This window comes from Amycolatopsis sp. NPDC049252, from assembly GCF_043197175.1.
Taxonomy (GTDB): domain Bacteria; phylum Actinomycetota; class Actinomycetes; order Mycobacteriales; family Pseudonocardiaceae; genus Amycolatopsis.
Genome location: NZ_JBICSQ010000020.1, coordinates 101,370 through 122,636, shown reverse-complemented (window position 1 = coordinate 122,636; position 21,267 = coordinate 101,370). Strand labels below are relative to the sequence as shown.

Below are 21,267 nucleotides of genomic sequence, written 5' to 3'. Positions count from 1 at the left end.
GCCCCGTGCCCCGCCCGCCCGCCGGCGTTCGCCAAGCGCCGCGATGGCTGAGTGATCCGAAGTCCGTGAATGTCGCATTGAGGGACTCTGAGTCCCTCAATGCGACATTCACGGACTAGGGGCGCAGCGGGCGGCCTTCGGCGTCGAGGCCGCCGTTGGCCAGCAGCATGATGCCGTCGATGATCGGCCAGAGCACGCCCACGCCGGTCATCAGCACGACGAGGAGCTGCAGCAGGCCCAGCCCGGTCTGGCCGGTGTAGAACCGCCCGACGCCGAACGGCAGCACGATCTGGAGCACCCCCGCCACGGTCTTGGACCGGTAGGACACCGGCATCGGCATCGACGGCGCGTACGGCATCGGGAGTGGCGCCGACGCCGGGGGCGGCCCGTACATCGGCAGCTGCATCGTCGGCTGCGTGTACATCGGCATCTGCGGCATCTGAGGCACCTGCGACGGCGCCAGGAACCCCGGGTGCGGCTGCGGCAGGTCGCGGAACAACGGCCGCAGGTCGCCCAGCGTCGTCGCGCCGTAGGCGTCCGTCACCCGCGTCTCGTACTCGTCGGGGGTGATGCGGCCCATGCCGAAGTGGTCGGCGAGCAGCCTCGCCGCCTCTTCCCGCTCGGCCGTGCCGATGCGGAGCTCGTCCGTCTCCATGAAATCCAAGGTAACCGCGTAACCCCGAGAACGGGGTTTCTCCCGGGTCACGGTGCCCGCACGGCCTAAGGTGACCGCCGTGGCCTCCAGCCCGCACAGCACGGCCGACGTGATCGCCGCGTACCTCGACCACCTGGTCGTCGAACGCGGGACCGCGCGCAACACCCTGGACAGCTACGCCCGCGACCTGCGCCGCTACGCCGCCCACCTCGACGGCGCCGGCATCGCGAAGATCGTCGACGTCACCCCCGCGCACGTCACGTCCTTCGGCGCCGCGCTGCGCGAGGGCGACACCGAGCACCAGCCGCTGGCCGCGTCGTCGGCCGCCCGGGCGCTGGTCGCCGTGCGGGGCCTGCACAAGTTCGCGCACGCCGAGGGCGTCACCGAACACAACCCGGCCCGCGAGGTCCGGCCGCCGACCCCGGCGAAACGGCTGCCCAAGGCCCTGCCCGTCGACGACGTGCTGCGGCTGCTGGAGACGCCGGCGCCGGAGGGCGAACGCGCGCTGCGCGACCGGGCGCTGCTGGAGCTGCTCTACTCGACCGGCGCCCGGATCTCCGAAGCCGTCGGCCTCGACCTCGACGACATCGACGACGACGAGCGCACCGTCCTGCTCGACGGCAAGGGCGGCAAGCAGCGGCTGGTGCCGATCGGGCGCCCGGCGATCGCGGCGCTGCACGCCTACACCGTCCGCGCGCGGCCCGTGCTCGCCGCGCACGGCCGCGGCACCGCGGCGATGTTCCTCAACGCCCGCGGCAGCAGGCTTTCGCGGCAGAGCGCGTGGCAGGTCCTCAAGGACACCGCCGAACGGGCCGGGATCGCCGCCGTCGTCTCGCCGCACACGCTCCGCCACTCCTTCGCCACGCATCTGCTCGAAGGCGGCGCGGACGTCCGGGTCGTCCAGGAACTGCTCGGCCACGCGTCGGTGACCACGACGCAGGTGTACACGCTGGTCACGGTCAACACCCTGCGCGAGGTGTACGCCACGGCACACCCCCGGGCATTGGGCTAGACGGCCCTATAGAGGGTCCAGGGCCTTCCTACGCTGGACCGACGGTCGAGTGACATTGCCCCCTCGGGTCCGGCGCGTTGCTTTGCCGGGGCTCGGAGTCCGCGCATAGGCTGCCCCGGACGCCACGGACAAGGAGCCTTCTCGCCATGTCGACACCGAACCAGCCGGCCGTACCGGCCGCGTCCGCCGGGTCGGCCGCGGCGAACCTCCAGCACGTCACGATCGCCACCCCCGTGAACCACGACGGTGACGAACCGAGAGAGCGCAACGGCAAGAAGGTGAAGCTCGAGGGTATCGGGCCGACCGGCCGCCCGATCCGCGAGCACCCCGACCCGGCCCCGCTGGAGCGCCACGGCCCGGCCAAGATCATGGCGATGTGCAACCAGAAGGGTGGCGTCGGCAAGACGACGTCGACCATCAACCTGGGTGCCGCCCTCGCCGAGTACGGCCGCAAGGTGCTGCTCGTCGACTTCGACCCGCAGGGCGCGCTCGCCGTCGGTCTCGGCATCCAGCCGCACGAACTGGACCACACGGTCTACAACGCCATCATGGAGCGGGCCGTCAGCGCCACCGACGTGCTGCTGAAAACCCGCGTCGACGGCGTTGACCTGCTGCCGAGCAACATCGACCTGTCCGCGGCGGAGGTTCAGCTCGTCGCTGAGGTAGGGCGCGAACACACGTTGTTACGGGTCCTTCGTCCGGTCATGAACGACTACGACTATGTTCTTGTCGACTGCCAGCCCTCGCTCGGCCTTCTCACGGTGAACGCGCTGACCGCCGCGGACGGCGTGATCATCCCGTTGGAGTGCGAGTTCTTCAGTCTGCGAGGTGTAGCGCTCCTGATCGACACGATCGAGAAGGTGCAGGAACGCCTCAACCCCAAACTGGACATAGTCGGGATTCTCGCCACCATGTACGACCCGAGAACCCTGCACTCGAAGGAGGTCATGGCTCGCGTGGTGGAGGCATTCGGCGAGACCGTGTTCGACACGGTCATCAACCGCACGGTGCGGTTCCCCGAGACGACGGTCGCGGGTGAGCCGATCACGACCTGGGCCCCCAAGTCGGCCGGCGCGGCGGCGTACCGTCAGCTGGCTCGCGAGGTGATCGCTCGGTGAGCAGGCGCGCCTCCCTGCCCGGAGCGTCGGAACTCTTCCGCATCACCTCCAGCCCCGCTCTCGATCTCCCGCCCCAGACGTCGCCGGCGCCCGCCGAACCCGCCGAAAACGGCAACGGTGGTGGCAAGGGCAACGGCCGCACGGAGCAGCAGCTCGCCCGCAGCGGCGACGTGGCCCCGCACGGCTCCGGCCGGACCAAGCACGACGCGAAGATCACCGTCTACGTCTCGGGTGACGAGCTCGTGGCCATGGAGCAGGCCCGGCTGACGCTGCGGGCCAAGCACGAGCTGGTCGTCGACCGCGGCCGGCTGGTCCGCGAGGCCGTCGCGGTGCTGCTGGCCGACTTCGACGCGAACGGCGAAGACTCGGTGCTGGTGCAGAGGTTGCGGGTGGTCGGCTCAGACGGCGGCGAAACCGAGGGCTGATGGACACCCCGGCATCGGCCGAAGTGCCGCCGGAGCCGGTCGGACAGGCCCCGGAGGACCAGGCACCGGACGAACAGCCGCCCGAGCACGAGACGGTGCACGGCGGCATGGTTCCCGAAGGCCTGGCCAACGAGGAACTGAGCACGTCGAAGTTCAAGGTGCGGCTGGCCAACTTCGAAGGGCCGTTCGACCTGCTGCTGCAGTTGATCTCGCAGCACCAGCTGGACGTCACCGAGGTGGCCCTGCACCGGGTCACCGACGACTTCATCGCCTACACGCGGGCGCTGGGCACCGACTGGAACCTCGACGAGACGACCGAGTTCCTGGTCATCGCGGCGACCCTGCTCGACCTCAAGGCCGCGCGGCTGCTGCCGTCGGCCGAGGTGGAGAACGAGGACGACCTCGCCCTGCTCGAGGCCCGTGACCTGCTGTTCGCGCGGATCCTGCAGTACCGCGCGTACAAGCAGGTGGCGGCGCTGTTCGGCGAGCTGGAGCAGGGCGCGCTGCGGCGGTACCCGCGGTCGGTGGCGCTGGAGGAGCGGTTCGTCGGGCTGCTGCCCGAGGTGATGCTGGGCGTGACGCCGGAGAAGTTCGCCGAGATCGCCGTGGCGGTGTTCAAGCCGAAGCCGCCGCCGACGGTGTCGATCGCCCACATCCACATGGGCCGCGTCTCGGTGCGCGAGCACGCGGCGCTGCTGCGGGTGATGCTGGCCGAGCGCGGCCAGGCGACGTTCGGCGAGCTGGTCGACGACTGCGAGCACACGGTCGAGATCGTGGCGCGGTTCCTGGCGCTGCTGGAGCTCTACCGCGAGGCGACGGTGCAGTTCGAGCAGTCCGAGGCGCTGGCCGAGCTGCACGTGCGCTGGACCGGCGGTTCGAAGGAAGAAGCCTCCGTGGCGGCCGAGAAGGACCTGACCGCCGGAGACGAAGAGGAGTACGGGTGACCCCCGAAGACACCACGCCGGACGACCGGACCCCCCTCGCGGCCGGCGAACCGGCCGAGCCCGCCGCGCCTGAGACCGCTGCGGCCGAGACCGTGGTCGCCGAGGTCGAGGCCCCGGAACCGCCCGCGGCCGGCGAGCCGGTCGAGTCCGCCGCGGCCGAGCTGGCGTTCGACGAGGCCCTGTCCGACGAACCGGTGACCGAGGACGGCCGGCCGGAGGAACCGCTACCCGCCGAAGAGGCGCTTGCCGAGCCGGAGCCGAGCCCGGCACCCTCACGGGAAAGTGACGCTTCCGCGGAAGCGAGCGAAGGCGCAGCCGAGGACACCCCGGCCGAGCCGGACCCCACCGATCCCGAGTCCGACCTGGTCGCCGCCGGGGACGTCGACGCGATGCCCGACATCAGCTCCGACGAGGCGCTCGAAGCCGCGCTCGAGGCGCTGCTGCTGGTCGTCGACTCGCCCGCGAGTGAGGATTCCCTCGCCGAGACGCTGCAGCAACCGCGGGCGCGCATCGTCGTCGCGCTGCGGACCATGGCGCAGAAGTTCACCGACCGCGTCAGCGGGATCGACCTGCGGCGAGTCGGTGAAGGGTGGCGGTTCTACACTAGAGACGTCTATGCCCCGTTCGTGGAGAAGCTCCTGCTGGACGGCCAGCGGTCGAAGCTGACCCGGGCCGCGCTGGAGAGCCTCTCCGTGATCGCGTACCGGCAGCCGGTGACCCGGTCCAGGGTCGCCGCGGTGCGCGGCGTGAACGTGGACGGCGTGATCCGGACGCTGCTCGCGCGCGGCCTCATCGCAGAGATGGGGACCGACCCCGAGACGACCGGGACGCTGTACGTGACGACCGAGCTGTTCCTGGAGCGACTGGGGCTGTCGTCACTGAACGACCTGCCCGCCATCGCTCCGTTGCTACCCGAAGTGGACACCATCGATGACTTCCAGTGAACACCCCGACGGCATCCGGCTGCAGAAGGTGCTGTCGCAGGCCGGGGTCGCGTCCCGGCGTGCGGCGGAGGACCTGATCGTCGCCGGCCGGGTCGAGGTGAACGGCGAGGTCGTCACCGAGCTGGGCCGCCGCGTCGACCCCGACGGGGCGATCATCCACGTCGACGGCACCCGCGTGAACCTGCGCGACGACCTGATCTACCTGGCGCTGAACAAGCCCAAGGGCGTGCACTCGACGATGTCGGACGACCGCGGCCGCCCCTGCGTCGGCGACTACCTCAAGGGCCGCTACGAGGAGACGCCCGGCGTCGTGCACGTCGGCCGGCTCGACGAGAACACCGAGGGCCTGCTGCTGCTGACCAACGACGGTGACCTCGGCCACCGGCTGATGCACCCCTCCTACCGGGTGCTCAAGACCTACCTCGCCGAGGTTGACGGCCTGATCCCGCGCGGGCTCGGCAAGGAGCTGCGCAACGGCTGGGAGCTGCCGGACGGCATCATCAAGGTCGACCAGTTCCGGGTCAAGGACATGCACTCGGGCAAGTCCCTGGTCGAGCTGGTCATCCACGAGGGCAAGAAGCACATCGTGCGCCGCCTGCTCAAGGACACCGGGCACCCCGTGCTCAAGCTGGTCCGCACCGCGGTCGGCGACGTCCAGCTCGGCAACCAGCGCGTCGGCTCGATCCGCCGCCTGACCAAGACCGAGGTCGGCACGCTCTACCGCAACGTCGAACTCTGACGCCGCTTTCCGGGGGTCCGGGTGGCGAAGCCCCCGGCCCGGGGCGAAGCCCCGGTTGTCACCGCATCGCGGTGACGAACCCGCCGGCGCCTTCGTCGTCCGAGGTCGAGCGGCCGTAGCCCGCGGCCAGCTCGGCGCGGGTGTACGTGGCCGGCTCCCAGCCGTGCTCGTGCAGCCACTCCGGCGCCCGGCCGCCCAGGCCGCCGAGCCACAGGCGCGTGACACGCTCGCCGGTCGGGTTCGCCCGGGCCCGGGCCAGCAGCCCGTCCGCGGTGTCGGCCGGCCGGTGCTCGAACGACACCCGGCTGCCCGGCGCCGACAGCGCGCTCACCGTGGTGAGCATCTTGTCGGCGTCTTCGTAGGACAGGTAGACGAGCAGGCCCTCGGCCAGCCACGCGGTCGGGACGTTCGCGTCGAACCCGGCGTCCCGCAGCGCGCTCGCCCAGTCTTCGCGCAGGTCCGCCCGCACGACGACCCGCTCGCACGACGGTTGGGCGCCCTCCCCGGTCAGCACCTGGTCCTTGAAGTCCAGCACCTCCGGCAGGTCGAGTTCGAACAGCCGCGTCCCCGGCGGCCACGCCAGCCGGAACGCGCGGGCGTCGAGCCCGGCCGCGAGCAGCACGACCTGGGCGCATCCGGCGGCCAGCAGGTAGTCGTCGTAGAACCGGGTGCGGATCGCCACCTGCGCGGCGAAGAGCGGGCCGAGGCCCTCCCGCGTCCCGTCGCCGGGCGCGGGCAGCGCCGAGCGGCCCGCCTCGTAGAACGCCGTGGCGTACGGGTCGTCGAACAGCCGGTCCGGGCGGCGGCTTTCCAGGGCGCGTAACGCGGCGACGCCGACGGCGGTGCGGCCGACCGCGGGCAGGGACTCCGTCATGACCGCCAAGCTACCCCCGACTTTCCGCCGTGGCGGGAACGATCTCCGCCTCGTAGCGTGATCCGCATGCGATCCGGTCTGGTGTGCGGAGTCCTCGCGGTGGTCCTGTTCGGCGCGCTCGCCCCGGCGGTGGCCGCGGCGCCCCGGGCCAGCGAACCCGTCTACGACTACACGAAGGCGATCCGCGAGACCGTCTGGGTGGACATCGGCCGGGACGGTGACGGCGACGGCAAGCCCGACCGGGTGGCCGCCGACATCGTGCGCCCGTCGGAACCCGCGGCGGCGGGCACCAAGGTGCCGGTGATCATGGACGCCAGCCCGTACTACTCGTGCTGCGGGCGCGGCAACGAGAGCGAGCTGAAGACGTACGACAGCGCCGGGAAACCGGTGAAGTTCCCGCTGTTCTACGACAACTACTTCGTGCCACGCGGCTACGCGGCGGTGCTCGTGGACCTGGCCGGGACGAACCGCTCGGCCGGGTGCGCGGACGTCGGCGGTGCCTCCGACGTCGGCTCGGCCCGCAAGGTCGTCGACTGGCTCAACGGCCGTGCGACCGGCTACAGCGCGAAGACCGGCGGCAGCACCGTGAGCGCGAGCTGGACCACCGGGAACGTCGGCATGATCGGCAAGTCCTACGACGGCACGATCGCCAACGGCGTCGCCGCGACCGGGGTCGCCGGGCTGAAGACCATCGTGCCGATCTCCGCGATCAGCTCCTGGTACGACTACTACCGCTCCGACGGCGCGACCTTCGGGTTCGACCCGGCCGGGCTGGCGCAGACCGTCGAGTCGAACAACAGCGGGCAGAACTGCTCGGCGCAGAACCAGGAACTGGTCACGGGCGCGACGGCCAACGGTGACTACGGGCCGCTCTGGGCCGCGCGGGACTACGTCGCCCAGGCGCGCAACGTGCACGCCAGCGTGCTGGTTTCCCACGGGGTCAACGACCTCAACGTCAAGACGATCAACTTCGGGCAGTGGTGGGACGCGCTGGCCGCGAACCACGTCGAGCGGAAGATCTGGCTCGCGCAGACCGGGCACGTCGACCCGTTCGACTACCGGCGCTCCGACTGGGTCGACCTGCTGCACCGCTGGTTCGACCACTACCTGCTCGGCGTCGACAACGGCATGCAGAACGGCCCGATGGCCAGCGTCGAGCGGCAGCCCGACCAGTGGGCCGACCAGGCCGCCTACCCGGCCGCGAACGCGGTGGCGACGGCGTTGCGCCCGCAGGCCGGCGGCAAGCTCGGCACGGCCGCGGCGTCCGGCACGGCGTCGTTCACCGACAACCCGAACGTCGGCGAGGACACCTGGGTCACGAACCCGGGCACTGCGGCGCTGACCTACTCGACCGGCACGCTGACCTCGGACCTGCAGGTGTCGGGGACGTCTTCGCTGACGGTCACGGCGACCCCGAGCACGTCGTCGGCGCGGCTTTCGGCGCTGCTGGTGGACCTCGGCCCGGCGACGATCCGCAACTTCGCGGGCAGCGGCGAGGGCATCAAGACGGGGACGACGGAGAACTGCTGGGGATCGTCGACGACGGGTGACGACGCCTGCTACCGCGTGACCTCCGCGGATCCGAAGAAGGTGAACTACACGATCCTCAGCCGCGGTTGGGCCGACCTGGCGAACTACGCTTCCCTTTCGCAGGAACGGGTTCTGACGCCGGGCACGGCGTACACGATGACGTTCCGGCTGGCGTCAACGGACCACGTCGTGCCGAAGGGCCACGCGCTGGCGCTGATCATCGGCGGCACGGACGGCAGCTTCATCAGCGGCCCGGCCCGCCCCGGGCGCGTGACGGTGGACCTGGCGAAGACGTCGGCGTCGGTCCCGCTGGCCGGCGTCCTGCCGGCGGCGTCGACCCACCCGGCCCTCGGCGGCGGCGCGTTCGTGCCGTCGGCGGGCCGGGCGGGCCTGCGCTAGTCCGGGTCGTACTCCCGCGAGAGCACCTCGACGCGGCCGGTGGTGTGGTCGGCCCGCACGGTGTCCAGCCCCATCGAGCCCAGCTCGGCGATCGTCTCCGCGTGCGTCTTCGGGTTCAGGGCGAGCATGCCCACCGGGACGTCCCGGCCCGAACCGGCGAAGAGTGCCTGCATCAGCCGGTCCGCCGACGCCGAAGGCAGGTCCTCGTCGACCGCGATGTGCACGATCAGGTGCTCCGCGCCCGTGGCGAGCCGTCGCGCGTGGGAGATCCACACCGTGCGCACCGCCGGGAACTCCCGGATCCGCTGGACCGCCGCGTCGCGCAGGGCCACCGCAGTCGGGTGCCGTGACCAGCTGAGCTTCAACCGGTCGCCGGGAGCCTGCTGACCACGCTCCTGCAGCGTCTGCCGCAGCAGGGGCACCGGCACGCGCGCCCAGCCGCCGGTGGAGAACAGCGCCAGAACCTCGACGCCGGTGTCTCCGGCGATGTCCAGCAGCCGCAGTGCGTCACAGTGGCCGGCCCCTTCGGCGGAGGGCAGCAGCTCGGCGCGGCACGCTTCGCTGACGTAGCCGGGCAGCACGGGGTTGCCGTTCTCGCCCTTGAGGAACACCACCGAGCCGTCCGGGTGCACCGGGACGTGCACCCCGTGGTCCACGAGCGCGGCGAGGATCTGCGGCCCATCCCGTTCCTCGCGGTCGAGGACGGCGGCCAAGTCCGGGTTCATCGCGTCAGCTCGCTTCGGCCGGAGCGGTCTTCGCGGCCGACTTCCGTTGCAGGGCACGGGCGACCGGCTCGACGACGCGGGCGGCCGTCGGGCCGAGGATGGCCATCAGCAGGACGTAGGCCGTCGCCAGGGCGGCCAGCTCGCCGTCCACCGCGCCCGCCGTCACCGCCAGGCCGGCGATGACGATCGAGAACTCGCCGCGGGCCACCAGCGACGCCCCGGCTCTCGCGCGGCCCATCTTCCCGATGCCCTGGCGGCGCGCGGCCCACCAGCCGGTGGCGACCTTCGTCAGCGTCGTCACGACCGCGAGCACCACGGCCCAGCCGAGCACCGGCGGGATCGACGCCGGGTTGGTGTTGAGGCCGAACACCACGAAGAACACCGCGGCGAACAGGTCCCGCAGCGGCTCGAGCATGTGCGTCGCGTTCTCCGCCGTCGAGCCGGAGATCGCGATGCCCAGCAGGAACGCGCCGACCGCGGCCGACACCTGCAGCGCCGACGCGATGCCGGCCACCAGCAGCGCCGCGCCGAGCACCTTGAGCAGGAACACCTCGCGGTCCGGGCTGTCGACGGCGGCTGAGACGTAACGGCCGAACTTGAGCGCGATCACCAGCACCACGGTGATCACCAGCAGCGAGATCCCGACGGCTTCCATGCCGCCCAGCAGGGAGACCCCGCCCAGGACCGCGGTGAGGATCGGCAGGTAGAGGGCCATCACGAGGTCCTCGAACACGAGGATCGACAGCACCACCGGCGTCTCGCGGTTGCCGAGCCGGCCGAGGTCGCCGAGTACCTTCGCGACGATCCCGGACGACGAGATGTACGTGACACCCGCCATCACCATCGCGCCGACCGGGCCCCAGCCCAGCAGCAGCGCGACGGCCGCGCCGGGGGCGGCGTTGAGGACGATGTCGAGCAGCCCCGCCGTCCAGGAGCGGCGCAGCCCGGTGAACAGCTCGGCCGCCGAGTACTCGAGGCCGAGCAGCAGGAGCAGCAGCACGACGCCGATTTCGCTGGCGAGGTGCGTGAAGCCGCCGATGTCGGTCAGCGGGATCAGCCCACCGGAGCCGAAGCAGAGGCCGCCCAGCAGGTAGAGGGGGATGGGGGAGAGGCCGATCTTCCCGGCCAGGCGACCGAGCGCGCCCAGCACGAAGAAGACCGCCCCCAGTTCGATCAGGGACAGCGCGGTGTGGTCCATGGTGCGCTCAGCCGTACTTCAGGATCTTGACGGCGGCCTCGAGACCCTCGCCCGTGCCGACCGCGACCAGCAGGTCGCCGCCGGTCAGGGTGAAGTCCGGTGTCGGCGAGGGGTGCACCTGGCCGGCCCGCGCCACCGCGACCACCGAAACCCCGGTGCGGGTGCGCATGGCCGTGTCGCCGAGCGTGCGGCCGTCGAACGGGCCGGACGGCTTGACCGGCAGCTGCCGGGTGCTGATCCCGGGCAGGTCCCGGTGCTCCTCGGTCAGCTGCGCGACCAGCTGGGGCGCGCCGAGCAGGTTGGCCAGCGCGCCCGCTTCGTCGGCGGTCAGCGGGATCGAGGCGACGCAGGTGTCGGGATCATCGGTCTTGGACACGATCAGCTCGATGTGCCCGTCCCGCTGAGTGACGACGCCGATGCGGCGGCCGGTACGGGTGGCGAAGTCCTTGCGGACCCCGATGCCGGGCAGAGGAGTTACTTCGACGTTCACCTATTCACCGTAACCCACGTGTTGCGTTGGTGTCCGATTCGACCCATATGGCCGACGATCGAGGCCCCCGCCGGCGGGGCCTCGATCGTCGGCCTAGATCAGAAGCTGTGCAGCAACACGGCCAGATCGGCCGGAACACCTGCCGCAAGCACAATGACCGAAAGGCGCGCCGTTCGTGCCCAGCTGTCCAGTGCGGCTCTGATCGCATGGGTCATGCCGCGGTCGTAGGCTCCCACTCCTGCTTCCTCCCTTCGTCTCGGACAGAAACGAGCATCCTCGCGGCCGGCTGACGAACGCGTGGCGAGCTCGCGGGGTTCTAACATCACGAGATGCCGAGAACGGGCTCGAGCAGGGCGGATCAAGCGTTGATCCAAGAGCTCGACAACCGGGGAACCAAGATCGGCGCGAGCCGGCTGGAGCGGTGGCGGCAGGCAGGGCTACTACCGCGCAACGTGCGGCGCGCGAATGGGCGTGGCAAAGGCTCGAGTTCCGAGGTACCCCCGGGCGTTGCCGACTACGTCGAAGTCTTGGCGGCCGCTTCGGCCTCCGGCCGGAACGGCCATCGTGCCGCGCTCACTCTGTTCGCTGTCGGCGCACTGCAACCGGACGCGGCCAATGAGTCCGACTCCCTGTTCGTCACCTACGAAGACGCGGTGCGTCGAGCGTTCGAGTGGAAGATCGACCGCGGGAATGAAGCTCTCCGGCAAGTCCGCGCCGCCGCCGCTGAGCCTTCGGAGCGCGGGGACCCGCTCTGGGCTGACTCGGTCGAGGGTCGCTTGGACGAGGCTTATCGAACAGCTGCGATGATCTCTGAGGATCCGAATGATCACCGCCACTTGCTCAGGGCCGCGCGCGAGGGTGCCAAAGCAACGGGTCTTCCCGCCATGAGCCTCGACGAGCTGCTTCAACGTCAGGAGCAGGCTCTGCTCATCGCGGCGCTGGGACCGCAAGCCGAGGCCGGTACTGCTTATGACCAAGCGAGCCGGGGGGACCTGCCGAAGGAGGTCTTCCCCCTCGACGCGGCTATCTTCGCCCGCGGTTGCCGGTGCGCTCCCCGGACGATCCACCTGGGGTCGACGCCGGAGGGGCTGCGAGACATCCTCCGGACAGCGACTTTCTCGGAATTGAACACAGCTCGTGCGATCGGTGGGGCAGTCACGGTGCTCGCCCCTGCCATCCGAAGAGCGGTGATGGCCAACCCTGCCGACAAGCAGCTGCAATCGGCTCTCTCGCTCTACAACAGCACATTCTTCCGTGGGTTTCTCCACAGTCCGGCGATGGTTAATCTGAGGCAGCCGGAGACGATCGTGACGTGCACGCTGGCCTTTCTGCACGACTGTGCGTGGCTGCGTTCCGGTGCCGCGCTGCTGGCGACCCTCGCCCGGCGTCAGTCGGAGTCGGGGGCCGTCGGCGATCTGCGTCACACGGCCATCAGAGCGATCGTCGATCTGCTGCCCCGGGCGCAGTGGATCCGCGAGGGACTCCTTGCGCCGCTCTTGCAGGCGGACGGTTTCGCCACGGCCTTGCGGCTCCTCGAGGGTCAGGACATTTGGATGTGGAACTCGGTCCGGGACGCGAACGCCCCGAGCCGATGCCTGATTCCGTACTTGCCGGATCCGGCTGACTGAGCCAGTCCGATTCGCGACGTTCAGCCGAGCAGGAGCAGCAGCGCCGCGACGACCATCACGAGGGCGGTCAGGCCGTGGACGCTGTACGCGATGGCCTTCTTCCCGCGGTGGCGCAGAACGATCAGCATGTCGAAGACGGGCCAGACGGCCGCGGTGAGGATGACCCAGCCCAGCGCGTGCGGGTCGCCGTAGATCATCAGGGCCAGCGGGATCAGCCCGGCGCCGATGTCGCGGCCGCCCTTGACGTTGAGGAAGCTTTCGGCGTTTTCGGGGACCTCGGTGAAACCGAAGCCCGTGGCGATCTTGGCCGGCGCGAAGAGGTAGTTGAGGCCGACGTAGATGATCCCGAGCGAGACGAGTGCGACAAGGACGTAACCGGCGACGAGCATGGTGTTCCCTCCAGGTTTTCTAGCGTTGCTAGCGATACTAGCAACGCTAACCTAGCGACGCTAGATTGTCTAGCAGTGCTAGTATCAGCGGCATGACCCAGCGACAGCGCCGTGTGCGCGACCGATCCGAACGCGGACGGCGGATCGTCTCCGCGGCCAGGGAGCTGGCCGAGGCGGAGGGCTGGGACGCCGTCACCACCCGGCGGCTCGCGGCCCTGATCGAGTACAGCCAGCCGGTGCTCTACAGCCACTTCCCGGGCGGCAAGGACGCGATCATGGCGGCAGCCGCGCTGGAGGGCTTCGCCGAGCTGGCCGAGGTGCTGGCTTCTGCCCGCGAAGGCGGTGTCGCGGGTGTCGCGGGCGCGTACGTCGCCTTCGCCGAGTCCAAGCCCGCGCTCTACGACGCGATGTTCACGCTGGCCTCGGACCTGCCCTTCGCCCAGGACGACACGCCGCCCGTGCTCCAGGAGGCGTTCGCGGGTCTGTTCGCGGTGGTCGAGCCGATCGCCGGCGGGCAGGCGCCGGGAACGTTGACCGAGGTGTTCTGGAGCGCGCTCCACGGCCTGGTCACGCTGGACCGCGGCCACCGGCTCTCCCCGGAGAACCACGCGGAGCGGCTGGCGGTGGTGGTCGCCCGCTTCGGCGCGCTTCCCGCCTAGCTGCCGGCGTCGCCGTCGTGAGGGGCACCTTCAGGGACTTATAAGCCGTGAGGGTGCCCCTCCTGGCTAGCGCACGCGGCGGCGCTTGGGCGCCCGGGCCGGGCAGCTCGCGTACGCAGAAGGACGACTCGCGTACGCAGAAGGACGACTCGCGTACCCAGGAGGACGACTCGCGTACGCAGACGGACGACACGTGTGTCTGGAGGGTCGACACGGTGGAAGTCGCTCGCTTCGGTGGCGGGGCGCGGGGCGACTGATCTCCTTCGTACCCCGCCCGGCAGAATGGGGTACGGCCCGAACGAGACGAGAACGCGAGGAGAGTGCCGGTGACGGGAGCCCTACGTGGTGTGGTCGCGCTGGACGGCCCGTCGGGGACCGGGAAGACCACCGTCGCGCGCAAGCTCGCCCAGCGCCTCGGCGCCGGCTACCTCGACACCGGCGCGATGTACCGGATGGTCACCCTCGCGGTGCTGCGCGCGGACGTCGACCCGGCCGACTCCCCGGCCGTCGCGAAGATCGCCGACGACGCCGACTTCGCCATCGGGACCAGTCCCGACCGGCCCGAGATCCGCCTCGCCGGCCAGGACGTCGCCGCCGACATCCGCGGGCCCGAGGTCACCAAGGCCGTCTCGCCCGTCTCGGCCGTGCCGCACGTGCGCGAGCTGCTCGTCGCCCGGCAGCGGCGGATCATCGACGAGGTGCTCGGCGGCGTCGGCGGCATCGTCGTCGAAGGCCGGGACATCGGCACCGTCGTCGCGCCGGACTCGCCGCTCAAGGTCTACCTGACCGCGTCGGCCGACGTCCGCGCCTCGCGCCGCAGCACCCAGGACTCCGCGGCCGGCCGGAAGTCGTCGGTCTCCGACGCCCTGGCGAGCGTCGAGCGCCGCGACCACCTCGACTCCACCCGCGCGACCTCGCCGCTGCGCGCGGCCGACGACGCCGTTCACGTGGACACCTCGGAACTGTCCATCGACCAGGTGATCGTCGCGCTCAGCGAACTGGCCAGCCACCGCGGCCTGCTGGTGGGGTGCAACGCCGAGGTAGCGCGATGAAAGTTGACGGATTGCCGGAAGGCTCCGTCGGCTGGCTCCACGACGCCGGGCGGCTCTTCGGCCGGTACCATCTGCGGGCGGTCTTCCGGATCCGCGTCCACGGCCGCGAGCGCATGCCCGCGTCCGGGCCGGTGCTGGTGGTCGCCAACCACAGCTCGTTCGTCGAACCGCAGCTGATCTTCGGAATGCTGCCGCGGCGCTCGGCGTTCCTGGTCAAGGCCGAGCTGTTCGCCGGGATCGTCGGGAAGTTCTTCCTGGCGATCGGGCAGATCCCGCTCAAGCGCGGCGCGATCGACCGCAAACCGCTGATGACGGCGGTCGGCGTGCTGAAGGACGGCGGTGTCGTCGGGATCTTCCCGGAGGGCACCCGCGGGGCCGGGGACGTCGGGGCGGCCGAACGTGGCGCGGCGTGGCTGGTCCGGGCGTCCGGCGCGGTCGTGCTGCCGATCGCGACACGCGGGACGCTCAAGCCCGCGAACGGCAAGCGGCGCTGGCGACCCCGCGTGGACATCCTCGTGGGGGAGCCGTTCTCGCCGAAGGTCGGACCCGGGAAGACCGGGCTCGACCAGGGCACCGAGGAGCTGCGCGGCGAGCTCGCGGCGCTCGTGAAGACTTTGGACGATTGGCGTGCCGAAAACGGTTTCGGTACGCCATAAGGGAAATTGGGTTCTGATGGAAGAGTTGGACAGCGTCGGCGAAGTCGACGGCACCTGGTCGGACGAGACCGAGTTCGCCAGGATCGACGCGCAGATCGACGCGGCCGAAGCGGCCGAGGAGGCCGCGCTCGCGCAGCCGGTGCTCGCCGTGGTCGGCCGGCCGAACGTGGGCAAGTCCACGCTGGTCAACCGCATCATCGGCCGCCGCGAAGCCGTGGTGCAGGACGTGCCGGGTGTCACCCGCGACCGCGTCGCCTACGACGCCTACTGGGGCGGGCGCAAGTTCACCCTGGTCGACACCGGCGGCTGGGAACCGGACGCGACCGGCCTGCAGGCCTCCGTCGCCGCCCAGGCCGAGCTGGCCATGCAGACCGCGGACGCGATCCTGCTGGTGATCGACGCCTCGGTCGGCGCCACGGCCACCGACGAAGCCGCCTCGAAGGTGCTGCGCCGCTCGAAGAAGCCGGTGCTGCTCGTGGCGAACAAGGTCGACGACGACCGGCTGCTCGCGGACACCGCGTCGCTGTGGTCGCTCGGCCTCGGCGAGCCGCACCCGGTCAGCGCGCTGCACGGCCGCAGCTCCGGCGACCTGCTCGACGCCATCCTCAAGACCCTGCCCGAAGCGCCGCGCGAGGGTGCCGCCGCCACGTCGGGCCCGCGGCGCGTCGCGCTGGTCGGGAAGCCGAACGTCGGCAAGTCGAGCCTGCTGAACAAGCTCTCCGGCGAGGAGCGCTCGGTCGTCGACTCGGTCGCCGGCACCACCGTCGACCCGGTCGACTCCCTGGTCGAGCTGGACGGCGAGACCTGGCGGTTCGTCGACACGGCGGGCCTGCGCAAGCGCGTCAACTTCGCCGCGGGCGCCGAGTACTACGCCTCGCTGCGCACCAAGACCGCGATCGACGCGGCCGAAGTCGCGGTCGTGCTCCTGGACGCGGCCGAGCCCATCTCGGAGCAGGACCTGCGGGTGCTGACCATGGTCGTCGAGGCCGGGCGCGCGTGCGTGCTGGTGTTCAACAAGTGGGACCTGGTCGACGAGGACCGCCGGCACGCGATGGTCCGCGAGCTGGACCGCGGCCTGGTCCGCGTGCCGTGGGCCGAGAAGGTCAACGTCTCCGCGCTGACCGGCCGTTCGGTGCGCAAGATCGCCCCGGCGCTGCGGACGGCGCTGGCGTCGTGGGACAAGCGGGTGCCGACCGGCCAGCTCAACGCCTGGCTGTCCGACCTCATCGCGGCCACCCCGCCGCCGGTGCGCGGCGGCAAGCAGCCGAAGGTCCTGTTCGCGACGCAGGCCGGCATCCGGCCGCCCACGCTGGTGCTGTTCACCACCGGCTTCCTCGAGGCGGGCTACCGCCGGTTCATCGAGCGCAAGTTCCGCGAGCAGTTCGGCTTCGAAGGCAGCCCCGTCCGGGTGAATGTGCGCGTTCGTGAAAAGAACGCAAAGCCGAAGGCGGGCGGAAAAGCGGCCCGGCCCGCCAAATCCCGGTGATTTCCTGACCCGTTCCGGCGTACCCGCGGGACTGAACGGCCGACACGTGATTGCGCAGCCGGCACGCCTGATCACGGGGAGGACACGGCGAATCTTCGGCCAGCCGCCGTGTCGACCCCGCAATCACGCGTGTCGGCGCCCCGATCACGCGGGTCCGTCCGGAGCGTGAGGTCCGACACTCCACCGTGACCCACGAGATATCTTTCGTTCATCTTCGGTTACAGTGGAGGGTCGTTGCGGGCGCCTCATTCCGGAGTGCAAGCCCGATAGAGGCTCGCGGAAGGTGAGTGATGGGCTTGTCCGCCCATAGTTCGTTCCTGCACGTCTGCGTCACGCTCGAAGTCACCCCCGGGGTGACCGGGCGATGACCGTCACGATCGAGCCGGCCGAAGCGGCCGCCGAGATCACCGTGCCGCTGCCCTGCGTCGCCGAGGTGACCCACGCGCCGTCGACGTCCCCCGTCGCCGACCGCGCGCTGTTCTGGTCCGGCCTCGGCGCGAGCGAGCGCACCCTGCTCGACATCCTGGCCGCCACGGCCGAGCGCCATCCCAACGCCGCCGCGATCGACGACGGCACCACCACCCTGACCTACCGCCGGCTCCTCGAGGAGATCGACGCCTACGGCCGCCGCCTGCGCGGGTACGGCGTCGGCGTCGGCGACCGGGTCGGCATCCGGATCTCCTCCGGCACCGCCGAGCTGTACGTCGCGATCCTCGCCACCCTGTCCGTCGGCGCCGCCTACGTGCCGGTCGACGCGGACGACCCGGACGAGCGCGCCGAACTGGTCTTCGAAGAGGCCCAGGTCGCCGCCGTCGCCACCGACGGCCAGATCACCGTCCACAGCACGCCCGGCGGCCGTGAAGGCACCCCCGGCCCGGCCGACGACGCGTGGATCATCTTCACCTCCGGTTCCACCGGCAAGCCCAAGGGCGTCGCGGTCACGCACGCCTCCGCCGCCGCGTTCGTCGACGCCGAGGCCCGGCTGTTCCTCACCGAGGAGCCGATCGGCCCCGGCGACCGCGTGCTGGCCGGGCTGAGCGTCGCCTTCGACGCCTCCTGCGAAGAGATGTGGCTGGCCTGGCGTCACGGCGCCTGCCTGGTCCCGGCGCCCCGTGCGCTGGTCCGCACCGGCGTCGACCTCGGCCCGTGGCTGGTCGCGCAGCAGATCACCGTCGTCTCCACCGTGCCGACCCTGGCCGCCCTGTGGCCCGCCGACGCGCTCGAAGACGTCCGCCTGCTCATCTTCGGCGGCGAAGCGTGCCCGCCGGAGCTGGCCGAGCGCGTCGCCGTCGAAGGCCGCGAAGTCTGGAACACCTACGGCCCCACCGAAGCCACCGTCGTCGCCTGTGCCGCACAGCTGACCGGCGATGCCCCGGTCCGCATCGGCCTGCCGCTCGCGGGCTGGCAGCTGGCCGTGGTCAACGACGAGGGACAGCCGGTCGCCATGGGCGACACCGGCGAGCTCGTCATCGGTGGCGCCGGCCTGGCCCGCTACCTGGACGCCGAGAAGGACGCCGAGAAGTTCGCGGCGCTGCCGTCGCTGGGCTGGCAGCGCGCCTACCGCTCCGGCGACATGGTCCGCGCCGAAGCCGAAGGCCTGCTGTTCCTCGGCCGGCTCGACGAGCAGGTCAAGCTCGGCGGCCGCCGCATCGAGCTGGGCGAGGTCGACGCCGCGTTGCAGGCCCTGCCGGGTGTGCAGGGCGCGGCCGCCGCGATCCGCCGCACCAAGGCGGGCAACCAGGTCCTCGTCGGTTACGTCGTTCCCGCCGCCGGAGTGTCGTTCGACCACGAGCAGGCCGCGACCCGGCTGCGCGAGCACCTGCCCGCCGCGCTGGTGCCGCTGCTCGCCGTCGTCGAAGACCTGCCCACCCGCACCTCCGGCAAGGTCGACCGCAACGCCCTCCCGTGGCCGCTGTCCACAGTGGACGCCGCCGCGGCCGGGCTGTCGCCGACCCAGGCGTGGCTCGCCGAAGGCTGGGCCGAGATCCTCGGCGTGTCCGTCGACGATCCGAAGGCCGACTTCTTCACCCACGGCGGCGGCAGCCTGACCGCCGCCCAGGTCGTCGCGCGGATCCGCACCCGCCACCCGCAGGTGTCGGTCGCCGACATCTACGCCTACCCGAAGCTGGGCGCGCTGGCCGCGATGCTGGACGCGCTGAGCGGCCAGGCCACCGAACGCCGGGAGATCGCGCCGACCCCGCGCCGCGCCGGAGTCATCCAGACCGTGCTGATGGTTCCGCTCATGGGCCTGGTCGGGCTGCGCTGGGCGACGCTCGCCGCCGCGCTGTCGAACATCCTGTCCCTGCTCGGGTTCGCCTGGGCGCCGACGCTGCACTGGGCCTGGATCGGCCTGGCCTGGGTCGTGCTGTTCAGCCCGGCCGGGCGCATCGCGATCGCCGCGGGCGGCGCCCGCGTGCTGCTCTCCGGCGTGCGGCCCGGCACCTACCCGCGCGGTGGCGGCGTCCACCTGCGCCTGTGGACGGCCGAGAAGCTCGCCGAGTTCTCCGGCGCGGACAGCGTCGCCGGCGCGTCCTGGATGACCACCTACGCCAAGGCGCTCGGCGCCCGCATCGGCAAGGACGTCGACCTGCACTCGCCGCCGCCGGTCACCGGGTTCCTCAAGCTGGGCCGCGGTGCCGCCGTCGAGCCCGAGGTCGACCTGACCGGGCACTGGGTCGACGGCGACCTCGTGCACATCGGCAAGGTCCGCATCGGCGCGGAGGCCCGGATCGGCGCGCGCAGCACGCTGTTCCCCGGCGTCCGCATCGGCAAGGGCGCGGAGATCGCGGCCGGGTCGACCGTGCGCGGCGTCGTCAAGGCCGGTCAGCACTTCGCCGGTTCGCCCGCCGCTCCGGTCGGCAAGGACGGCAAGGACGCGAAGGACGCGCTGAAGTGGCCGTCGAGCCGCCCGCCGCGCTCGCACTTCTGGGCCGGCGTCTACGGCGTGACGTCACTGATCCTCGGCTTCCTGCCGGGCCTGGCCGCGCTGCCCGGCGTGGCGGTGCTCGGCTACGCCATCGCCGGTGCGCCGACGCTGCTCGACGCGTTCACCCAGGCGCTGCTCTTCGTGCCGGTCGCTACGACCGCGTACTTCCTGACGTACATGCTGTTCGTGCTGGCGGGGGTCCGGGCGCTGAGCATCGGCATGGTCGAGGGCTACCACCCGGTGCACGGTCGCGTCGCGTGGCAGGTCTGGGCCACCGAACGCCTGATGAGCATGGCCCGCGAAGGCCTGTTCCCGTTGTACGCCAGCCTGTTCACGCCGGTGTGGCTGCGGCTGCTCGGCGCGAAGGTGGGCCGCAACGTCGAGGCGTCGACCGTGCTCGCGCTGCCGAAGATGACCAAGGTCGACAGCGGCGCGTTCCTGGCCGACGACACGATGGTCGCCACCTACGAGCTCGGCCACGGCTGGCTGCACGTCGCCCCGGCCCGGATCGGCAAGCAGGCCTTCCTCGGCAACTCGGGGATGACCGCGCCCGGCCGTTCGGTGCCCAAGCGCGGTCTCGTGGGTGTGCTGTCCTCGACGCCGTTGCGAGCGAAGAAGGGCTCGTCGTACCTGGGCATGCCGCCGCTGCCGGTGCGCCGCGCGATCGGCGACGCCGACACGAGCCGCACCTACACCCCGGCGCTGCACCTCAAGGCGGCGCGGGCGCTGGTCGAGCTGTGCCGGATCATCCCGGTGATGTGCGGGGTCGCGCTGACCGTCTCGGTCGCCTTCGGGCTGCTGTGGGTCGCGTCGGTGTTCGGCTTCGGCGTCGCCGTGCTGCTGGCCGGGCCCGCCCTGCTGGCCGCCGGGATCGTCGCGGCGCTGACCGCGACGGTGATGAAGTGGCTGCTGGTCGGGAAGTTCCGCGAGGTCGACCACCCGCTGTGGAGCTCGTTCGTCTGGCGCAACGAGCTGGCCGACACGTTCGTCGAGGCGCTCGCGGTGCCGTGGCTGATCGGCTCGATCGGCGGCACCCCGCTCCTGACGGCCTGGCTGCGCACGATGGGCGTCAAGATCGGCCGCGGCGTGTGGCTGGAGACGTACTGGCTGCCGGAGTCCGACCTCGTCGAGCTCGGTGACGGCGCGACGATCAACCGCGGCTGCGTCGTGCAGACCCACCTGTTCCACGACCGGATCATGAGCATGTCGCGGGTGACCCTCGGCGAGGGCGCGACGCTCGGCCCGCACGGCATCGTGCTGCCGGGCGCCGGGATCGGCGCGCGCACCACGGTCGGTCCGGGGTCCCTGGTGACCCGCGGCGACGAGGTGCCGGCCGACACGCGCTGGCTCGGCAACCCGATCTCCGCGTGGACGGGTAAGTAGAAGGTCACGAAGTACCCGCCTGGCTCGCACGGATC

Annotated in this window: 20 protein-coding genes; 13 read left to right on the top strand and 7 right to left on the bottom strand. The window is 71.3% G+C overall.

The annotated features are described in order from the left end of the window. Nucleotides 1–115 precede the first annotated feature (115 nt). On the bottom strand, nucleotides 116–655 hold the full coding sequence (locus ACGFMK_RS22900) for a DUF1707 domain-containing protein (RefSeq protein ID WP_392766508.1): 540 nt from the start codon (nucleotides 653–655) through the stop codon (nucleotides 116–118). A gap of 109 nt (nucleotides 656–764) precedes the next feature. On the opposite strand from ACGFMK_RS22900, the gene xerD reads away from it, so the two are divergent. The 6 genes from xerD (at nucleotide 765) to ACGFMK_RS22870 (ending at nucleotide 5,837) form a co-directional block, all read left to right on the top strand. Further along, a complete protein-coding gene (gene xerD, locus ACGFMK_RS22895) occupies nucleotides 765–1,667 on the top strand; it encodes a site-specific tyrosine recombinase XerD (RefSeq protein WP_392766522.1) in 903 nt (300 codons plus the stop codon). A 146-nt stretch (nucleotides 1,668–1,813) separates the two neighbouring features. Then, entirely contained in the window at nucleotides 1,814–2,785 is a 972-nt protein-coding gene (locus ACGFMK_RS22890; RefSeq protein WP_323325826.1) for a ParA family protein, read from the top strand. Further along, a complete protein-coding gene (locus tag ACGFMK_RS22885; protein WP_392766505.1) occupies nucleotides 2,782–3,210 on the top strand; it encodes a cobyrinic acid a,c-diamide synthase in 429 nt (142 codons plus the stop codon). The genes ACGFMK_RS22890 and ACGFMK_RS22885 overlap by 4 nt, the downstream gene beginning before the upstream one ends. Then, the gene (locus ACGFMK_RS22880; protein ID WP_392766502.1) at nucleotides 3,210–4,154 is read left to right on the top strand and encodes a segregation and condensation protein A; all 945 of its coding nucleotides are present in this window, start codon (nucleotides 3,210–3,212) and stop codon (nucleotides 4,152–4,154) included. Before ACGFMK_RS22885 ends, ACGFMK_RS22880 begins: the two co-directional genes overlap by 1 nt. Further along, nucleotides 4,151–5,098, top strand: coding sequence for an SMC-Scp complex subunit ScpB (gene scpB / locus ACGFMK_RS22875; protein WP_392766499.1), 948 nt, complete (start codon nucleotides 4,151–4,153; stop codon nucleotides 5,096–5,098). Before ACGFMK_RS22880 ends, scpB begins: the two co-directional genes overlap by 4 nt. Beyond that, entirely contained in the window at nucleotides 5,085–5,837 is a 753-nt protein-coding gene (locus ACGFMK_RS22870; RefSeq protein WP_392766496.1) for a pseudouridine synthase, read from the top strand. The genes scpB and ACGFMK_RS22870 overlap by 14 nt, the downstream gene beginning before the upstream one ends. A 58-nt stretch (nucleotides 5,838–5,895) precedes the next feature. On the opposite strand, the gene ACGFMK_RS22865 is transcribed toward ACGFMK_RS22870, so the two are convergent. Next, entirely contained in the window at nucleotides 5,896–6,711 is an 816-nt protein-coding gene (locus ACGFMK_RS22865; protein ID WP_392766493.1) for an SAM-dependent methyltransferase, read from the bottom strand. A gap of 66 nt (nucleotides 6,712–6,777) precedes the next feature. Between ACGFMK_RS22865 and ACGFMK_RS22860 the strand changes: the two genes are divergently transcribed. Beyond that, nucleotides 6,778–8,640: a Xaa-Pro dipeptidyl-peptidase gene (locus ACGFMK_RS22860; protein ID WP_392766491.1), complete on the top strand. Its 1,863-nt coding sequence runs from the start codon at nucleotides 6,778–6,780 to the stop codon at nucleotides 8,638–8,640. On the opposite strand, the gene ACGFMK_RS22855 is transcribed toward ACGFMK_RS22860, so the two are convergent. From ACGFMK_RS22855 to ACGFMK_RS22840, 4 genes are all read right to left on the bottom strand, one after another. Beyond that, nucleotides 8,637–9,365, bottom strand: coding sequence for a hypothetical protein (locus tag ACGFMK_RS22855; RefSeq protein WP_392766488.1), 729 nt, complete (start codon nucleotides 9,363–9,365; stop codon nucleotides 8,637–8,639). The genes ACGFMK_RS22860 and ACGFMK_RS22855 overlap by 4 nt on opposite strands. A gap of 4 nt (nucleotides 9,366–9,369) precedes the next feature. Continuing rightward, nucleotides 9,370–10,563 (bottom strand): cation:proton antiporter, encoded by a 1,194-nt coding sequence (locus ACGFMK_RS22850; RefSeq protein WP_323325838.1) that lies wholly within the window; start codon nucleotides 10,561–10,563, stop codon nucleotides 9,370–9,372. A 7-nt stretch (nucleotides 10,564–10,570) separates the two neighbouring features. After that, nucleotides 10,571–11,053: a cation:proton antiporter regulatory subunit gene (locus tag ACGFMK_RS22845; RefSeq protein WP_392766485.1), complete on the bottom strand. Its 483-nt coding sequence runs from the start codon at nucleotides 11,051–11,053 to the stop codon at nucleotides 10,571–10,573. 98 nt (nucleotides 11,054–11,151) lie between these two features. Next, the gene (locus ACGFMK_RS22840; RefSeq protein WP_392766482.1) at nucleotides 11,152–11,289 is read right to left on the bottom strand and encodes a hypothetical protein; all 138 of its coding nucleotides are present in this window, start codon (nucleotides 11,287–11,289) and stop codon (nucleotides 11,152–11,154) included. Between the two features lie 129 nt (nucleotides 11,290–11,418). On the opposite strand from ACGFMK_RS22840, the gene ACGFMK_RS22835 reads away from it, so the two are divergent. Next, a complete protein-coding gene (locus ACGFMK_RS22835; protein WP_392766479.1) occupies nucleotides 11,419–12,681 on the top strand; it encodes a hypothetical protein in 1,263 nt (420 codons plus the stop codon). Between the two features lie 20 nt (nucleotides 12,682–12,701). Here the strand turns inward: ACGFMK_RS22835 and ACGFMK_RS22830 are convergent, their stop codons facing one another. Further along, a complete protein-coding gene (locus ACGFMK_RS22830) occupies nucleotides 12,702–13,070 on the bottom strand; it encodes a DUF4267 domain-containing protein (RefSeq protein WP_392766477.1) in 369 nt (122 codons plus the stop codon). A 92-nt stretch (nucleotides 13,071–13,162) separates the two neighbouring features. On the opposite strand from ACGFMK_RS22830, the gene ACGFMK_RS22825 reads away from it, so the two are divergent. From ACGFMK_RS22825 to ACGFMK_RS22805, 5 genes are all read left to right on the top strand, one after another. Then, nucleotides 13,163–13,729 carry a TetR/AcrR family transcriptional regulator gene (locus ACGFMK_RS22825; RefSeq protein WP_392766474.1) on the top strand — a complete coding sequence of 189 codons (567 nt, stop codon included), beginning with the start codon at nucleotides 13,163–13,165 and terminating at the stop codon, nucleotides 13,727–13,729. Nucleotides 13,730–14,076: 347 nt separating this feature from the next. After that, the gene (cmk, locus tag ACGFMK_RS22820; protein ID WP_392766520.1) at nucleotides 14,077–14,781 is read left to right on the top strand and encodes a (d)CMP kinase; all 705 of its coding nucleotides are present in this window, start codon (nucleotides 14,077–14,079) and stop codon (nucleotides 14,779–14,781) included. Beyond that, nucleotides 14,778–15,437, top strand: a complete 660-nt coding sequence (locus ACGFMK_RS22815) for a lysophospholipid acyltransferase family protein (RefSeq protein WP_392766471.1) — start codon at nucleotides 14,778–14,780, stop codon at nucleotides 15,435–15,437. The genes cmk and ACGFMK_RS22815 overlap by 4 nt, the downstream gene beginning before the upstream one ends. Nucleotides 15,438–15,453: 16 nt before the next feature. Next, nucleotides 15,454–16,923: a ribosome biogenesis GTPase Der gene (gene der / locus ACGFMK_RS22810; protein ID WP_392766468.1), complete on the top strand. Its 1,470-nt coding sequence runs from the start codon at nucleotides 15,454–15,456 to the stop codon at nucleotides 16,921–16,923. 364 nt (nucleotides 16,924–17,287) lie between these two features. Next, on the top strand, nucleotides 17,288–21,232 hold the full coding sequence (locus ACGFMK_RS22805) for a Pls/PosA family non-ribosomal peptide synthetase (RefSeq protein WP_392766465.1): 3,945 nt from the start codon (nucleotides 17,288–17,290) through the stop codon (nucleotides 21,230–21,232). Nucleotides 21,233–21,267: the final 35 nt, after the last annotated feature.

What these genes read in the sequence shown, in the direction of transcription:
- ACGFMK_RS22900 (WP_392766508.1), bottom strand. Translation starts at nt 655, where the DNA reads ATGGAGACGGACGAGCTCCGCATCGGCACGGCCGAGCGGGAAGAGGCG.
- ACGFMK_RS22890 (WP_323325826.1), top strand. Translation starts at nt 1,814, where the DNA reads ATGTCGACACCGAACCAGCCGGCCGTACCGGCCGCGTCCGCCGGGTCG.
- ACGFMK_RS22880 (WP_392766502.1), top strand. Translation starts at nt 3,210, where the DNA reads ATGGACACCCCGGCATCGGCCGAAGTGCCGCCGGAGCCGGTCGGACAG.
- ACGFMK_RS22870 (WP_392766496.1), top strand. Translation starts at nt 5,085, where the DNA reads ATGACTTCCAGTGAACACCCCGACGGCATCCGGCTGCAGAAGGTGCTG.
- ACGFMK_RS22865 (WP_392766493.1), bottom strand. Translation starts at nt 6,711, where the DNA reads ATGACGGAGTCCCTGCCCGCGGTCGGCCGCACCGCCGTCGGCGTCGCC.
- ACGFMK_RS22860 (WP_392766491.1), top strand. Translation starts at nt 6,778, where the DNA reads ATGCGATCCGGTCTGGTGTGCGGAGTCCTCGCGGTGGTCCTGTTCGGC.
- ACGFMK_RS22855 (WP_392766488.1), bottom strand. Translation starts at nt 9,365, where the DNA reads ATGAACCCGGACTTGGCCGCCGTCCTCGACCGCGAGGAACGGGATGGG.
- ACGFMK_RS22850 (WP_323325838.1), bottom strand. Translation starts at nt 10,563, where the DNA reads ATGGACCACACCGCGCTGTCCCTGATCGAACTGGGGGCGGTCTTCTTC.
- ACGFMK_RS22830 (WP_392766477.1), bottom strand. Translation starts at nt 13,070, where the DNA reads ATGCTCGTCGCCGGTTACGTCCTTGTCGCACTCGTCTCGCTCGGGATC.
- ACGFMK_RS22825 (WP_392766474.1), top strand. Translation starts at nt 13,163, where the DNA reads ATGACCCAGCGACAGCGCCGTGTGCGCGACCGATCCGAACGCGGACGG.
- ACGFMK_RS22815 (WP_392766471.1), top strand. Translation starts at nt 14,778, where the DNA reads ATGAAAGTTGACGGATTGCCGGAAGGCTCCGTCGGCTGGCTCCACGAC.
- der (WP_392766468.1), top strand. Translation starts at nt 15,454, where the DNA reads ATGGAAGAGTTGGACAGCGTCGGCGAAGTCGACGGCACCTGGTCGGAC.
- ACGFMK_RS22805 (WP_392766465.1), top strand. Translation starts at nt 17,288, where the DNA reads ATGACCGTCACGATCGAGCCGGCCGAAGCGGCCGCCGAGATCACCGTG.